The organism is Bacillota bacterium (genome assembly GCA_013177945.1).
Lineage (GTDB): Bacteria > Bacillota > DSM-12270 > Thermacetogeniales > Thermacetogeniaceae > Ch130.
The window spans coordinates 16,294-32,162 of the sequence record JABLXW010000001.1 but is presented as its reverse complement, the minus strand read 5'-3'; the positions used below and the strand labels follow the sequence as shown (position 1 = coordinate 32,162).

Here is a 15,869-nt window from a genome sequence, read left to right as displayed (position 1 = left end):
AACAACTGTCTTCTTTTAAGCCAACATGGGCCAGACTCGCCAATCAAGACGCCTCCAGTCAAGACCTTCCCTGTTTCTGCACCAAACCTCGGGGTCAGCTTGGGCTGCCGAGTTTCGCTTTGATCTCCTGCATCTTGGCGCCCCAGTCGGCCACCTCCTCGGCGGTGAGGATGTCGATGGCGCCGCCCTGGAAGTCCCCTTTAACATCACCCATTTTTTCTTCAATCCAGCCCTCGATCTCGAGGTAGAACTCCTTCAGCCCCTCCAGCACCTCGGGGTCGGCGTTCCACAGGCCGCGCTGGTGGGCCTCCAGGAGCCGGCGGGCGATCTCTTCCAGCGCCCAGGGGTTGTGCTCCTCGAAGAACTTGCGGTTCTCTTCGTCCAGGATAAAGGTTCTGGTGATGTCGTCGAAGATCCAGTCATCAACTTCTCTCGTCGTTGCCTCCCAGCCGTAGACCCGGCCCACTCTTTTCGAAATGTCGCCTGCCCCCTTGTAGCCGTGCCGCTTCTGACCCTCGATCCACTTGGGGTTCAAAAGTTTTGTCCGCACCACCCGCCGGATCTCGTCGGCGAGCGTCCTCACCTCCACGTGCTCCGGCTCCCTCGTGTCCCCGTAGTAAGTCTTGACGTCCCTGCCTGACGCCACCCGGGCCGCTGCCGTCAGCCCCCCATGGGTGCCGAAGTAGCAGCAGCATACAAAGAGGTCGCTCTCATCTGTGACGACCTTGTTGTAGGTAATGTCAACGGTGCGAAGGTTGGACTGGAGCTGCTTGAAAGCCTCTTTTCCGAAGACGCCTTTGCCGTAGGCGTAGCCGTTCCAGTAGACGAAAACGTCTGCGAGGTCTTTTTCTTCCTTCCAGGCCGAGGCGTAAACGGCTAAATTGACGCCCGCCTGGTAAGTGCCGGGCTTCGCTGCAAAGATGCGCAAAGTCGCCTCCCGCCAGGAATTTTCGTCCGCCTTCCCGTCCAGCTGGGCGAGGGTGTGCTTGCGGATAAAATTCTGCTCTGGGGGTTCATCGAGGGCAGCAACGGCGCTGATCGCCTCATCCAAAAGCTCGATGCAGTTGGGGAAGTTGTCCCTCGTGATCCCGGAGACTCTTACGGTCAGGTCGATGCGCGGCCGCCCCAGCTCTTCCAGCGGAATCACTTCAATGCCTGCCACGCGGCCGTTGGGCAGCCATCTTGGTCTTACCCCCAGAAGGTAAAACATCTGCCCCAGGCCCTCCCCGTCGGCCCACATGATGTCGTTGCACATCCAGTAGAGGGCGATATTTTCCGGGTAGCGGCCCTCTTCGTTGAGGTGCTTTTCCAGAATTTTTTCCGCCAGGCGCTTCCCGACTTCCCAGGCCGCCCGGGTGGGCACCCGGTGGGGGTCAAGGGAGTAAAAGTTGCGCCCTGTAGGCAGCACGTCGTCCCGGCCCCGCGTAATCAGGCCGGAGGGTCCCGCAGGAATGTACCTGCCTGCAAAGCCCGAGAGAAGGGATTCTATTTCCCGGGATGCCTCAATGCGGGCATCGAGGTCAAGCACCCTGGGCAAAACCGCATTAAGAGAAGGCAGCGCCTGGGGGCGGATAAATTTGTCTCCCAAAACTTCTTGGGCCAAATCCGGGCCTACCTCTTTGCCTTTTAAGAAGTGCCCGATAAAGGCTCGAGATGCCTGATCGATTTCCTCCAGCAGGGCGCCATAAGATTTCCCAAAACGGAGAGAAATTTTTCCCTGATCGGCTAAAAGCTCGGACAGCTCGAGATCCATTAAAGCAGCAACGGCGCGGCGCAAAGATGTTTCCTGGCCGGCATCGAAACGCAGAATAGAGTTGATAAATGCAATCCTTCGTTCGCCTTGAGGCAGCTCGCCGAAGATGTGCTGGCCGTCCTGGACCTGGGTGTTCCGGATGGTGGAAAGCACGGCGTGCGCCTTTTCGGCAATGGAGGCAAATTCCTCGTGCCCCCCATCCACGGGAATCTGCTTATCCAGGTTGGTTTTCTTAATCTCCTCGACAATGAGGTGCTCTAAGGTGTGGGCCCGCGCCGGATCGGCTACCCTGGCCTTCTCGTACTCCTCGAGGCAGCGCTCAAGCTCCGCCAGCTCGTCGTAGAGACCCCCCTGGGTGAGCACCGTCTGCATGTGGTCTACCAGGGTGGCGTAGCTCCTTCTCTTGGCGATGGTTCCCTCGGGCGGATTGTCGGCGTTGTAGATGTAGAGGTGCGGCATGGCGCCGATGGCCAAATCCGGATAACAGTCGCCGGAGAGGCCCGTGCCTTTGCCGGGCAGAAACTCGAGGTTGCCGTGGGTGCCCACGTGCACTATAACATCTACCCCAAAGTCCCGCTCCAGGTAGCGGTAGGTGGCCAGGTACTGGTGGGGCGGGGGGATGTCCGGGTCGTGCAGGATCTTGCAGACCTGGCCGTCGCAGCGCGCCCCGGCGCAGCCCCGCTTCGGTTGCACGCAGACAACCGCGTTTCCATACCGGACTCCGGTAACCACGATCTTGCCATCGTGCACCATCGCCGCCGGAACGCCGTTTTTCGCTTCCCCCGGAGGGGCGCCCCAGGCCTCAATGAGGCGCTCCCGCACCCGGGAGGAGAGAGTGTCAAACCACTCCCTGTACTCCTCCACGGGCATGAGCTTCAACGCCCCCCCTTTGCTGATGATTTCATCTGTAGTGGTCCAGCGGAACTCCGAAATGGCCTTGCGGTTCATGATGGTTTCAATGAGTTCCTTGCCATCGGCAGGGGCTTCCACCGCGTAGCCCGCCTCCCGCATCCGCTGCAGGATCCTCGCAACGCTCTCCAGGGTGTCGAGGTTGGCCCCGCTTCCGACCGTGGCCTCCACCGAAGCGCAGGGGTTGTTGTGCAGGACAAAGGCCACCTTTCGCTCCTGGACCGGCTTTTCCGCCAGGCGGATCCAGTTGGCCACCCGCTCCACCAGCCGCCGACAGCGCTCCGGCACGGGCTCCCGGAACTCCAGCTCCCCTTCGCGCCTCGCCCCGGCGATGAAGGCGGCTCGATCACCCCTTCGAACTCAGGAAGAGCAATGCACCAGGCGATATCCTGGTTCAGGCCCTGGGGGTCTCCGGCCCACTCCTCCACAGTCCGGTAAAAAGAGGCAACGGGCTGGAAAACCGGGACGCCCAGCTGCTGCAGGAGGCCGACTCCTGCTGCAGCCACGCCCTCCTGCAGGAAGTCGTCGGATCTCGTCCTGGCTTCGAGAAAGAACGAGATGAGCTTGACCAGGGCTTTAATGCGCGGCTTCCCCTCCCGGTCGAAGAAACAATCCCGGACCACCTCCCCAGATCCCCTGGTTCCCAGCTCCGCGTCCTTTAAAGAGTAGCAGAAAACGGGGATCACGTTGTACCCCTTTTCCTCAAAGAGGCGGATGAGAAGGTCTTCCACGGCGAGGTTGGCGTTCACCCAGTGGCTCCGGGAAAAGAGGATGCCGACAGCAGGGGCGTCTTTTAACCTGTACCAGGCAAGGTACTCTTCCACATTGCTGAAGCAATGGGGGGCATCAGGATGGTAGATTCCTTCCCAGGGGTAAGTGAGCGGCTCTTCGTAAGAAACCTCTTCACCAAGAACCTCTGCAGCGAGATAACGGAGCATCCGGGCGAAGTTTTCCGGCCCCCCTTGAACAACGTAAGTATAGCATTTGGCCGCAACTTCAGGGCCGACCGTCGAGGAGAGCCAGAGGGCAGGGTCGTGGGCCGTGCAGACAAGGGGCCTGCCGGCTTCCCTGGCGGCAGCCTCCAGCTCCTCCCAGACGGCCTCACCTGTAGAGCGGTAGAAAAGGACGAGGTCGGCTTCTTTTATGTCTTCCAGAGCGCGCGCCAGATCCTCCTTTCCTTCCTCGAGAAAGCGGGCCGAATAGCAGCAAAGGTCGAGAAGATCCTTCACCAGCTCTCCGGCCCGCCGCATCGTGGTTGTGTGGCTGTGCCACATGACGGCCGCAATCTTTTTCATTTTGCTCTCCTCCTCTCATCTACTTTTTTCGGATGATCTCTGATTCTTGATTGCATGCTCTTGCTTGCATGAGCCTGGAACTTTTCTCCCCCTCACGGCCGGAAAGCCCTCATTCCACCCGCAAGGTAACCCAAAACCCGAGGCCGAAGAAAAGCGCGGCGTACCCTGCCAAAACCCCCAGAGAAGCGAAGGGAAACTCCGCGCCCAGCGCCGCGGCCCGGAGCGCAAGGGCGGAGTGGGTGAGGGGGAGGACCTGGACAAAACCGGCGACAAGGGGCGGAAACTTTTCCACCCGGAAGAAGGTCCCGCACAGGAAGCTCATGGGAAGAATGACAAAGGTCCCGAAGCGGGCCATGTCCTCGTGGGAGTTGACCAGCATCGCGGCGACCAGACCCAGGGAGGCAAAGAGAAAACAGGTGAGAAACAGAGCCGCAAAGAACCAAAGGTTGAGGTGCATGCGGGCGCCGAAGAAAAAGGCCAGAACAAGGATGATCGCCGCAGAGATCAGGCCGCGTAAAACTCCTCCGAGCACGTTGCCCAGCACGAGGGACCAGACGCTGATGGGGGAAACCAGGAACTCCTCAAGCGTCTTGTGGTAGAGGCGGCTGATGTTGAGGGAAGTGCCCGTGGCGTTGTAGCTTCCGTTCATGGCGCTCAAGGCCAGAATGCCCGGCACGACGAAGTCGAGGTAGCTCGTTCCCCCGAACTGGATGTTTCTCCCGAGACCCCAGCCGAAAGCCGTGAGATAAAGCAGGGGGCTCACCATGCTTCCTGCAAAAAACCGCAGGAACCTCTTACGAAGCATCAAGAAGTCACGCCAGAAAACGGTGTAAGTATCCCGCATTCAGTCACCTACTTTATGGCCCGTCAGTTCTACGAAAACGTCTTCGAGGTTGGCCTCTCTAATCACCACATCGCGGTCCAGCGCCGCCGCATACCGGAGGGCCTGCTCCCGGTTTTCGAAAACCCGGTATTCGGTGGCGTTCTGGTTCGGCACCTCCACCACAACCTTGCCCACCCTCGCCTTCAGCTCCTCGGGTGTGCCGAGGGCGATGAGCCTGCCCTTGTTCAAGATCCCGACCCGGTGGCAGAGGAGCTCGGCCTCCTCGATGTAGTGGGTTGTCAGGAGGATCGTGATCCCCTGACCGTTGAGGCTGCGGATTAAATCCCAGAGGCGGCGGCGCACCTGGGGATCGAGGCCGACGGTGGGCTCGTCTAAAAACAGGACGCGGGGATTGTGGAGCAGGGCGCGGGCAATCATCAACCTCCTCTTCATTCCCCCCGAAAAATGCTCAACAGGTGTACCGGCACGGTCCTCGAGGCCCACAAAGGCAAGGAGCTCCTGGATCCTTGCCCTTCTTTCCCGGGCCGGCATCCTGTACAGGCGCCCGTGCAGCTCGAGGTTTTCCCTGGCAGTCAGCTCCTGGTCGAGGTTGATGTGCTGGGGAACGACCCCGATCTCTTTCTTCACCTGCGAGGCGTTTCGGGTCACCTCCCAGCCGTTGATGAAAACCTCCCCCGCCGTAGGCCGCGCCAGGGTCGTGAGAAGGCGCACGGTCGTCGTTTTCCCCGCCCCGTTGGGCCCCAAAAGCCCGAAAACCTCCCCCGACCGGATGGTTAGATCAAGGTGATCTACGGCTTTGATTTGCCCGTAATACTTGCAAAGGCCCCGGATCTCAATCAAGGGCAGCCCCTCCCAACGCCTGACCCGCTACTCCGGGCGCTTGCCTTGAAAAGGGTGGTGGTGGTGCCCGTGGGGGTGGCTGTGGGCATGGGCGTGAACGTGGGCGTGGGGGAGGGTGTGGACGGCGCCCCGTTCCAGGATCCCCTCCAGCTTCTTCTGGTCGAGGTCGATCTCCTGGAAGGGCCTGCGGCGCATCCGGTGGCGCAGGGCGAGGTCGGCCGTGGACCTGATGTCCTCCTCGGTGACTTCCTCCCGCCCCTCGAAGGCTGCCATGGTCTTGGCGGCCTTCATCATGATGAGGTCGGCGCGGTGCCCGTCCACCCCCATTTCGATGGCGATCTCGGCGATGAGGTAGAGGAGCTTCTCCGGCACCTGCACCCGCGGCAGGAGCCCCTTCGCTGCAAGGATCTTCTGCCTGAGCCTTTCCTGCTCACCTTCCCAGGCGGCGCAGAATCCGGCGGGGTCCTCTTCGAAGGCGACCCTTCTCCTTACCACCTCTACCCTCAGGGCGGGATCAAGGATCCCTGTAATCTGGACGCAGAGCCCGAAGCGGTCGAGGAGCTGGGGGCGCAGCTCCCCTTCTTCCGGGTTCATCGTCCCCACGAGAATGAAGTTGGCAGGGTGGGTAAAGGATACCCCTTCCCGCTCTACGGTGTTTACCCCCATCGCCGCGGAGTCAAGCATCACGTCGACGATGTGGTCATCCAAAAGGTTGACCTCGTCCACGTAGAGGATGCCGCGGTTGGCCTCGGCCAGCACCCCGGGCTCGAAGCGCTTCTCCCCCTTCTTGATCGCCTCCTCGAGGTCGAGCGTTCCAACCACCCGGTCTTCGGTGGCCGACACGGGGAGGTCCACAACGCGCATTTTCCGCCTCGCCCTGGGAAGCCCCTCCCCCCGCAAAAGCCGCTCCCGGCAAGAGCCACACATGGTGGTGAGATCATCCGGGTCGCAGCCGAAGATGCAGTCCGCAACCACATCGTTCTCCGGAAGGAGGGCGGCCAGGGCCCTTACAGCCGTGGACTTCGCCGTCCCCTTTTCCCCCCGGATCAAGACCCCGGCCAGCTTGGGGTTGATGGCGTTGAGGATCAGGGCAAGCTTCATCTCATCCTGGCCGACGATTGCCGTAAAGGGATAAACATACCTTGCGGCCTGTTCCGGAACTTGTTCCATATCTGTTCCCATTCCTTTCTTTAAAATTTTTTATAGAAAACCCTCCATCACGCAGTTGAAAGAAGTTCAGGATCTGGCCAGGGCGCCGTGCACCGCCTCCAGCAGCCGCTCCGCCCGCAGGTCCTGGAGCTTGTAGTAGTCCCCCTCCAGTGCGGCTGCCAGCTGCTGGGCGAGACCGAAGGAAAGGAAGCCGTTATTTTCCACATCCACAACAAGGGCCTTGATGCGAGGCTCCCCTTTAATGAGTTCGGCGACCCGGAAGGCCTCCGCTAAAGGGCGCTCCTCGCCCAGGCTCACGTTGGCCTTCCCGTCGGAAATGATGACGAGCAGGGGACGGATGTCGGGGTCCTTGAAGAGGTGGGCCTTCGCCACCTCATAAGCCTTGAGCAGGCCCGCCGAAAGGGGGGTGCGGCCCCCGGTGGGCAGTTCCGCCAGGAGCTTCTGGGCGCGCTCCACGCTGTTCGTGGGGGGGAGTAAGACCTCGGCGCGGTCGCCCCGGAAGGCGATCATCCCCACCCGGTCCCGCTTCTGGTAGGCGTCGAGGAGCAGAGAGAGAACCGCTCCCTTGGCCTCCACCATCCGCTGCTGGGCGCCCATGGAGCCGCTGGCATCGACAACGAAGAGGAGGAAGTTGCCGATCCTCTTTTCCCGGACCTTTTCCCGGAAGTCCGCAAGCTCGATGACGACCGCCACCCCGTCCCGTTTGCGCCGCTTCTGGTAGGGGGCCGCGGCGCGCAGGGTGGCGTCGAAGGCGAGGTCGTTCCGCTCCCACCGCAAGGTGCTCCGAACGTAGCGGCCCGACTTGGTGGCCGTCTGCCCCCGCGACCTCCGCCCGGAACCTCTTCTCAGCAGCCCCTTCACCTTAAAGCTGATCCGGCGCACAGGGAAGGGCTCTCCCACCGCGAAGATGGTTTCAGGTGCACCCCGAGGGGGAGCCGGCTGGGGGGGCAGATCCTTTTGCTCTTCTTCCCGGCTTTCCTGCCCTTCAGGGGGAGGCTGCTCCTGCTGCTCTTCTTCTTTCTCTTCTTCCTGCTCCTCCGGCTCTTCGGGTTCTTCCGGCTCCGGGGGTTCCGGCTCCGGGGGTGGAGGCGGCACCTCGCGCCTGCGGTGCGGTAAAACGAACTCCGCAGCCTCGTAAACATCCTCGGTGGTGACTTCCCGCCTCCCGTACCAGGCGGCAAGCGTCCGCGCCGCTGCGGTCATCATGAGGTCCGCCCGGTGCCCCGCCACCATTGCCTCAGTGCAGACCCGGGCAACCAGGTCTTCCAGCTCCGGGGAAATTGTCACCCCAGGCAGCAGGCGCCGGGCAGCGAGGATGCTCTGGCGCAGCTTTTCCTCCTCCTGCTCCCACCAGGCGAGAAACCCCAGGGGGTCCTGGTCAAAGGCATCCCTGCGCCTGATGATTTCCACCCTTATGGCAGGGTCGGTCTCGCCTGTGATCTCGACGCAGAGCCCGAAGCGGTCGAGGAGCTGCGGGCGGAGCTCCCCTTCTTCCGGGTTCATCGTCCCCACGAGAATAAACTCCGAGGGGTGGCTGTAAGAAAGCCCCTCGCGCTCCACAACGTTGACTCCGGAGGCTGCCGCGTCGAGGAGAATATCCACGAGGTGGTCGTCCAAAAGGTTGACCTCGTCCACGTAGAGGATCCCCCGGTGCGCCCGGGCCAGGAGCCCCGGCTCAAAGCGGCGCCCCCCGTGCTTGACGGCATACTCGAAGTCGAGGCAGCCCACCACCCGGTCTTCGGTTGCGGATACGGGGAGGTCCACCACCTGGACGCGGCGCCAGACGACAGGCAAAGAGCCGCCTGCGATATACCGGGCTGCACACTGAAAACAGAGCTTCTCGGGCTCGTAAGGGTCGCACTGGTAAGGGCACCCCGGCACCACCGGAATTTCCGGGAGCAAAGCCGCGAGGGCCCTTACGGCCGTGGATTTGGCCGTCCCCTTCTCGCCGCGGATGAGGACACCGCCCAGGCGGGGGTTGACGGCATTGAGGAGCAAGGCCTTTTTCATCTTTTCCTGCCCCAGCAGCGCCGTAAAGGGAAAGACATACCGCACGGATTTGTTCTCTTGCAACTTCTCATTCATATTCGAAGCTTGCCCCCCTCTTACCGCATTCCCATAGAAGCCGCAACCTGCCGGTGCTCCTCTCCGGTGTTCACCGCACCATTGCTTGCCCTTGCAGTAATCACATAAGGACCCAGGCTCGTCGGCATGATCATTGCCTCCACCTCGTAAACGGCTCTGATGTTCTCGGGTGTCAAAACCGCCTGGGGGTGTCCCGCCGCAAACACAATGCCGCCTTTAAGCATCAGCAGCTGGTCGGAAAAGCGGACTGCCATGTTCAGGTCGTGCATCACCATCAAGACGCACTTTCCTTGCTTCGCCACGTCCCGCACCATTTCCAGCACTTCCAGCTGGTGCTTCACATCGAGGTTGCTCGTGGGCTCGTCGAGCAAGAGGACCTCCGGCTCCTGGGCGAGGGCGCGGGCGATCAGCACTTTTTGCCTCTCACCACCGCTTAGCTCGGACAGGTACCGCTCCGCGAAGTCCATAAGGCCCAGGCGCTCGAGAACCGCTCCCACCACCTCGAGATCTCCTTTGCCCACGCCCCAGCTGAGATGGGGTTTGCGCCCCATTAAAACGGTTTCGAACACGGTGCTGGGGAAAACCTCGCCTGACGCCTGGGGAACGTAGCCCATCATCTGGGCGCGTTCCTGAGCCTTTAGGCGAAAAAGTTCTTTGCCGTCTAGAAAGACGGTCCCCAGATACGGCTTCAGGATCCTGTTGATGCAGCGGAGCAGGGTGCTCTTGCCCGCCCCGTTGGGACCGATGATGGCAAGAATCTCCCCTGCCCTGGCCTCCAGCTCCACGTCCTGAAGCACTTCCCGGCTTCTGTAGCGAAAACAGATTCCCTTTACCTTCAGCTTCATTTCTGCCTCGCTCCTTTCAACAAGTTTTTTCCCTTTCTCCCTTCCCGCTACGAAGCCTTGCCTGATGTCCAACCAGGAGCACGTTCTGCAGGAAAGAAAAAGGGCCATAAAAACCTAACCTGCCCCCCGGCAGGAAAGAACCTTCATGGCCCTGCTTTTCCCAAGCCGTATTCTTATGTAAAACCTGCTTCCTGCAGTTCGCTTTTTAATAAGAAGATGCTGCAACCCGGCATTCTTCTCCGACCCCGTGCAGGATCGGAGCGTCCGGCCAGGATGCCGGCTTCGGCCGGCTTTTTATCAATTTGACTTCGCTAATTTAACAAAAATTCCTTCTTTAATTTATTTTTGGATGATAGATTCATTGACTCATGGACAAACCCAGGTTCCATTATACATTCTTCATAGTTTTGTACATCCCGGTTTATTGCTCCGGATATGCCCAGATCCCCTTAAAAGGAACCCTTAACCACTTTTCGAAATACTCTTGGAGCACCTGATCAGGGTCAATATCTTTAAAAAGCTCGGGGTAGAACCATTTGGCAAGATAGAGGGCGCCCAGGTACGTCTTGTCACCGCCAAGCAACTTAGTATTGAGGAAATAAACGCTTTCCTTTCTTCCTGCTCCTGTTTTACTCAAGATTTGGTTCTGGAGAGCATTGTTCCTTAATCCGGCCACAACAGTGGAGCCCGCCGCGGTATATCCCAGCCCTTTCTCTTCAAGAACGCCAAATACTGCTGCATCAGGATTTTTCTGTAACACCCACTCTGCACTAACGGCAGGATAACCCTCGAGTTCCCGGGCAATATTTACGCCCCCCGCCAGCTCAATTCCTTGATGGAGTGCTGTTCCCTGGGCATACGGTTTCCATTCCCCTTTTTCGAAGGAAGAGTACCATGTACCGTACACCTTGACCTTTTCCTGTTCTTTTAATTTTTTCACCCGCTCCGTTACAACCGCTGTTTTTTCGGTCTTCCAACTGAGGAAAGTCTCTGCTCTTTTCTCCTTTCCGAAGATCTTAGCTGCAGCAGCAAGATCGCGGTCATAAGTTTCGGGCTTGTAAAAATCAAGCCTGATCACCCTAATCCCAACCGGCTCCAGTTTCTCCTCCAGCTTCGTGTCCGGCCACTTGCCGTACGTAATTACGGCCTGGGGCTTTAACTGGACTATTTTTTCAATGTTAGGTGTAAAGGATTTCCCTACAGAAGGCTTACCTTCCAGGCCGAGGTAAGGATCCTCCCGGACGCTATCGCTCACCCCTGCAATTATATCCCCGGAAACTCCGAGAATTCGCAGGGCTTCAGCAGCATCTGAATTGAGCAACACGATCCTGCTCAATCCTCTGGGAACGGTAATCTCCTTCCCGGTGGAATCTTTAATGGTGATGGTGCCCCTTTCTGCCCCGCCGGGCACCTGTTGTTCGCCTCGCCCACATCCCGCAGCTAAGGATAAAAAGACCGCAGAGATCAACACCAACAGCGCTAAAACTAATTTCTTTTTCATTACCAATCCCTCCTCATTTTTCTTTGCTGCCATCAAATTCTGCATGGTACGCGTAAGTCCCCGGCGATGTTTCTTCCCCCGGCAGCATTCACCATCTGGGCCCCGCCTGACCCGCCGCTAACGGTGCTGTAATCTGTGTAGCCTTCTGCGTACACCAGAGGCTTCTTTGCAACCGGTAGTTTTTTCGTGCGACTCTCGATAAAATTGCGGTATCTTTCAAAAACGGCGATATACGCTTCAGCCTCCTTTGTCTTGGCTAGAATTTTGCCCAGGGTTCTGATATCCTGCGCCATAGTTTCCAGCTTATAGCAGTCCAAAAAAACTACGGGGATGCCTGCTTTTTGAATCTTGTTAACAATCTCTTGCTTAAGAAAACTACCATAACCGAAAACAATGCCCGGCTTCAGTGCAATAATTTTTTCCGCATTAGGAGTAAATGACTTCCCGACATCTTTCGCATTTTTTAGTTTCGGTTTCAGCATGGGATCATTTATGGTAGTATCTGATCCACCTACAACGCTGTCTCCCGAGCCAAAAGCACAAATCAGCTCTGCCACGTCGCTATTAACCACCACGATGCGCTTAGGCGGGCAGGGAACCCTGACCGTTCGCCCCAGGGAATCGGTGATGGTGATTCTCTTAGATGCTGCCTGGACTGACGGGGCGCAGGCGCAAGCTGCCCCAAGACCAGGCTGAAAACCAGAACAAGAGCCAGACAGTGCGCAATCGCATTTTTCGCTTTCACCACAATCAACACAGCCTCCCTTCGCTTTTTGCTTGCTTAAGACCACCACTGGCGCTTCCGCTTGAGGAGCAGGTAGATGAAGAAGGGAGCGCCGAGCAGTGAGGTGACGATTCCCACCGGAATTTCCACAGGCGCGAGCACAATCCGGGCTAAAGTATCGGCGAGCAAAAGCAGAACGCCGCCTGTGAGGCAGGAGCAGGGGATCAAAAACCTGTGATCGCCTCCGATGAGGATGCGGCAGATGTGGGGGGCAATCAACCCGATAAATCCGATGATCCCGGTAAAGGCAATGGTGCTCGAGGAGACAAGCGTCGCGAGACCAAGAGACATCAGCCTCAGCCGCCCTACGTTAACGCCCAGGCTCATGGCGACGTCTTCCCCGGCGCCGAGCACGTTGAGATCCCAGGCGTAGCGGACGAGCAGCCCCAGGCAGACCAGCACAACAGGGAAGAGAATCGAGACCGTGTCCCAGCTCGCACCCCACAGCCCCCCCATCAGCCAGACGACCAGCTCTTTGAGGGCTTCGTGCTCGGAAATGTACTTGAGGGCGGAGACTCCGGCCTGAAAGAGGTAGCCGAAGGCCACACCTGCAAGCAGCAAAGTCTCCGGAACCGCGCCTTTGATCCGCGCCACCCCGTACACCAGGACCATGGTCAGGGATCCGAAAACGAAGGCATTGGTCACGATCAGGTACCTTCCTATCACGCTGAAGCCGGCCCCCAGGATTCCCGTCCCGAGGATGATGGCGAGAGCCGCTCCGAAGGCCGCTCCGCTGGAAAGGCCAAGGGTATACGGGCAGACGAGAGGGTTGCGCAGGATGCCCTGCATCACCACTCCGGCCCCGGCAAGGCTGATCCCCGTAAGGGCAGCCAAAAGGATCCTGGGGAGCCTGAGCTCCATTACCACCGTCTCTGCGAGGTCGCTCGAGGGAACTACGTGGAGGCCGGGAACCACCTTCGCCGCAATGACGCGGCAGACATCTGCCACGCTGATCCCGGCGGCCCCGGTTGCCGTAGCAAACAGCCCGATGCCAACCAGGATCAAGACCAGGCTTCCCAAGAGGGCAATTTTCCGCGCGGCATAGCGGGTATACAGCTCCCTGATCTGCGCGATGTCAACGCTCCTGCCGGTTGCAGCGGCTTCTCCAGTAGTCACGGAGACGCCCAAATTTCCCCACCCCTTTTATCCCGGGGGGCAGCCGGGGATTACAAAGGCGCCCCCGAGCCGCCCCGAGGCTGTAAGAGCCAAACAGTACCGCCGCAAAGCAAAAACACCTCCTTCAGAATCTACCAATCGGTGAAGATTCCAGCTTCCGGGCAAAAAGAAAACCACGAAGGAATATCCCTCCTTTCGGTGGGGGCAACCTTCGTGGCTGCGCTGTGCTCCCCTATTTTTCGCCGAACCGCAAAAGCCTTGTCATCAAAAAAGCCTTCTCATCCCTGCCTCCGGGCAGGTCTTACTTCCAGAGCTATCCTGTTGTTTGTTATTTCGGCGCAGGATCAAAAATTCCTGCCCGCGCTCTGAAAAGCTGCCTCTTCCCTGGCTTCTTCCCTGGTTTAACCCAGCGCCGGCTCCGCTTCCTGAATAACCCCGAGTTTCTATAGCACATAGGGTCTCCCTCAACGCGCGTCCTGGCAGGCTTCTGCAGGCAACCTCTGCCACAAACGAACGGCTCTCCCGGAAACCTTACTTGTTCAAACCAAGATCGTCGAGGTCCCAAATAGAAACGGTGCATTCTTGTGAAAGCAGATTTCCCGGATAAGACAGGTTGAGGAAACGGATTGAAACTCTCCTAGTGCCAGGATGTGGAGCGGTGGGCAATGTGATCACCGTCATGGAATTATACGCGGCGCCTCAGATTACCGCCGAACAGGGGAAAAGATGGCCCGCTGTTCGACGGGTTGGACGGGGTAGTTGAAGGAGACTCAGAGATAGCGCGGAAAGCCGGGGAACTCCTGGCTAAATACCGGAAAAACCCCGGTCTAACCCCATAGACGCTCTTATCGCGGCAACAGCATTGAATATGGACGCAGCCCTTGTTGCCAGGGACAAAAAGCACTTTGATTTTATCCCCGGCGTCATTGTCGCGTGCCCGTATTAATTGGGCCCCGGGGCTGCAATTTCCCTTCTGCACCCGCCACATGGTCGCAGGCCCTGCCGGGAGTCGGCCTGCCCCCCTCTCCTTTGTTATTGATCAATTGAGTTTGCTGCCAAGACGAAAAGGTTGCTCCTCCAGTCATGATGTCTTACAATATGAGTAAGAAAGGGGGCTTTTGCTTATGGAAACTGTCCGCTTATCCTCCAAAGGACAACTGGTGCTCCCTAAAAAAATCAGGGAGCATCTTTCCCTGAAACCTGGGGAGGAGTTAAAAGTAGAGCTGGTGGGAAGAAAGATCGTCCTTGAACCTGTTTATCAGGAAACCGAAGCCGGCTGGCGCCGCTGGAGGGGCGTGCTAAGAGGAAAGCGGGCGCTCGAAGAACATCTGGAGGAGCACAGGCTCGAGGTGGCCCGGGATGATCAAGGTATTTGACGCCTATGCGGTATTATGCTGGATGCAAGAAGAACCCGGTTCTTCTTATATCGAACATCTCATGGAGGAAGCCGAAAAAGGGGCAGTTGAGATCCAGATCTCAGTCATTAATGTCGGTGAGATCTTTTACCGCCTTGTTAAGAGTGGTCAAGGCGAAGATGCTGTCTCCTTTTTATCAGACGTTAAAAAGAGGGCATTCCCCTGGCGGATAGTTCCTGCAACGAATGCGCGTGTTTGGGAGGCAGCAAAACTAAAAGGTAAATACAAGATCTCCTACGCTGATGCCTTTGTCCTGGCATTGGCCAGGGAAACGGGGGGCGAAATTGTTACGCGGGACCCCGAAATAATCGAGGTGTGCAGCAAAGAGCACTTTCCGCTAGACCAAATACCTTCGGCTCTTTAGTATTCTCAGCAGCCCGCCAGGAATGGCGACAAGTACGTGGACCAAAACACAAAAAGTTCGCTCCCACGATTTCTGCTCCAAGCGCTTTACTTACTTTTACTTTTGCTTTACAATGATCCTTTAGGGTAAACTTTGTACTGGGAGGTAAAGTAATGTTCGCCAAGGTTTCAAAAAAAGGCCAGATCACCTTGCCCGCCGAGGTCAGAAAACTGCTGAACCTCCGCCCTGGGACGCGCATCCGCTTTGTGGTCGAAAAAGATGCCGCCCGGATCGTCCCAGCTGCAGGAGGAATCGAGACGCTCAAGGGCGCCGTTAAAGCGGACGCGCCGCAGGATTTCAAGACTGCCCGCCACAAAGTAGCGGAGGAACGCAGCCGTGAAAAAGTTGCGCGCGCTCGACGCTAACGTTATTCTTCGCTTCTTGACCGATGATGTTCCGGAGCAGGCAACCCGTTGTGCCGAACTCCTAAAACGGGCTGAAGTCGGCGCCGAGGAAGTCTGGTTGCCCGAGCTCGTCCTGGCGGACGTGGTGTGGACCCTCGAAAAGTTTTACGACCAGCCCAAGAGCCAGATCCGGGGGCTGCTCACCCCAATCCTGAACCTACGCGGCCTGCGCCACGCCAACAAAAAAGTTGCCAAGAGGGCCCTCCAACTTTACGTAGAGAAAAACATTGACTGGACCGACGCTGTTGTTGCTGCCCAGATGATCGCCTGCAAGTTGAGCGAGATCTACTCTTACGACAGAGATTTCGAGAAGGTCGAAGGCATCACACGGGTGGAGCCGTGAACCGTCCGTCCCTTCCGGGAGAGGCTTCCCGGCAGGAAAGTTAAAACGATCGCAGCGTTTCCTTCCTGAGCTAGAGAGAAGCGCGATTTCCGTTGCGTGTACCGTCTCCGGCGAAGAGACCACCGGACAAATCGGCGCGGGAAGACCCGTCTCCTTCGGGGG

The 15,869-nt window shown here is 58.3% G+C and carries 13 protein-coding genes and 1 pseudogene; 5 read left to right on the top strand and 9 right to left on the bottom strand.

Going from position 1 to position 15,869, the window contains the following annotated elements:
• Positions 1-94: 94 nt before the first annotated feature.
• The 9 genes and pseudogenes from cobN to HPY58_00110 all read right to left on the bottom strand — a co-directional run bounded on the left by cobN (position 95) and on the right by HPY58_00110 (position 13,100).
• Positions 95-3,957 (bottom strand): annotated as a pseudogene (gene cobN / locus HPY58_00150) (cobaltochelatase subunit CobN).
• A 109-nt stretch (positions 3,958-4,066) separates the two neighbouring features.
• Positions 4,067-4,801 carry an ABC transporter permease gene (locus tag HPY58_00145; protein NPV28069.1) on the bottom strand — a complete coding sequence of 245 codons (735 nt, stop codon included), beginning with the start codon at positions 4,799-4,801 and terminating at the stop codon, positions 4,067-4,069.
• Positions 4,802-5,641: an ATP-binding cassette domain-containing protein gene (locus HPY58_00140; protein ID NPV28068.1), complete on the bottom strand. Its 840-nt coding sequence runs from the start codon at positions 5,639-5,641 to the stop codon at positions 4,802-4,804. It lies immediately after the preceding gene.
• A 27-nt stretch (positions 5,642-5,668) separates the two neighbouring features.
• A complete protein-coding gene (locus tag HPY58_00135; GenBank protein NPV28067.1) occupies positions 5,669-6,811 on the bottom strand; it encodes an AAA domain-containing protein in 1,143 nt (380 codons plus the stop codon).
• Positions 6,812-6,877: 66 nt separating this feature from the next.
• Positions 6,878-8,896 carry a putative cobaltochelatase gene (locus tag HPY58_00130; protein ID NPV28066.1) on the bottom strand — a complete coding sequence of 673 codons (2,019 nt, stop codon included), beginning with the start codon at positions 8,894-8,896 and terminating at the stop codon, positions 6,878-6,880.
• Between the two features lie 20 nt (positions 8,897-8,916).
• Complete coding sequence (locus HPY58_00125) at positions 8,917-9,741, bottom strand: ABC transporter ATP-binding protein (GenBank protein NPV28065.1); 825 nt, start codon at positions 9,739-9,741, stop codon at positions 8,917-8,919.
• A gap of 421 nt (positions 9,742-10,162) precedes the next feature.
• Positions 10,163-11,242 (bottom strand): ABC transporter substrate-binding protein, encoded by a 1,080-nt coding sequence (locus HPY58_00120; GenBank protein ID NPV28064.1) that lies wholly within the window; start codon positions 11,240-11,242, stop codon positions 10,163-10,165.
• A gap of 32 nt (positions 11,243-11,274) precedes the next feature.
• Positions 11,275-12,036, bottom strand: a complete 762-nt coding sequence (locus HPY58_00115) for an ABC transporter substrate-binding protein (protein ID NPV28063.1) — start codon at positions 12,034-12,036, stop codon at positions 11,275-11,277.
• Entirely contained in the window at positions 12,024-13,100 is a 1,077-nt protein-coding gene (locus HPY58_00110; protein NPV28062.1) for an iron ABC transporter permease, read from the bottom strand. Before HPY58_00110 ends, HPY58_00115 begins: the two co-directional genes overlap by 13 nt.
• A gap of 183 nt (positions 13,101-13,283) precedes the next feature.
• Between HPY58_00110 and HPY58_00105 the strand changes: the two genes are divergently transcribed.
• The 5 genes from HPY58_00105 (at position 13,284) to HPY58_00085 (ending at position 15,707) form a co-directional block, all read left to right on the top strand.
• Positions 13,284-13,511: a hypothetical protein gene (locus HPY58_00105; GenBank protein NPV28061.1), complete on the top strand. Its 228-nt coding sequence runs from the start codon at positions 13,284-13,286 to the stop codon at positions 13,509-13,511.
• A 755-nt stretch (positions 13,512-14,266) separates the two neighbouring features.
• A complete protein-coding gene (locus HPY58_00100; protein ID NPV28060.1) occupies positions 14,267-14,518 on the top strand; it encodes an AbrB/MazE/SpoVT family DNA-binding domain-containing protein in 252 nt (83 codons plus the stop codon).
• Positions 14,502-14,921 carry a type II toxin-antitoxin system VapC family toxin gene (locus tag HPY58_00095; GenBank protein NPV28059.1) on the top strand — a complete coding sequence of 140 codons (420 nt, stop codon included), beginning with the start codon at positions 14,502-14,504 and terminating at the stop codon, positions 14,919-14,921. The genes HPY58_00100 and HPY58_00095 overlap by 17 nt, the downstream gene beginning before the upstream one ends.
• A gap of 152 nt (positions 14,922-15,073) precedes the next feature.
• Positions 15,074-15,325 (top strand): AbrB/MazE/SpoVT family DNA-binding domain-containing protein, encoded by a 252-nt coding sequence (locus tag HPY58_00090; GenBank protein NPV28058.1) that lies wholly within the window; start codon positions 15,074-15,076, stop codon positions 15,323-15,325.
• Complete coding sequence (locus HPY58_00085; GenBank protein NPV28057.1) at positions 15,297-15,707, top strand: PIN domain-containing protein; 411 nt, start codon at positions 15,297-15,299, stop codon at positions 15,705-15,707. Before HPY58_00090 ends, HPY58_00085 begins: the two co-directional genes overlap by 29 nt.
• Positions 15,708-15,869: the final 162 nt, after the last annotated feature.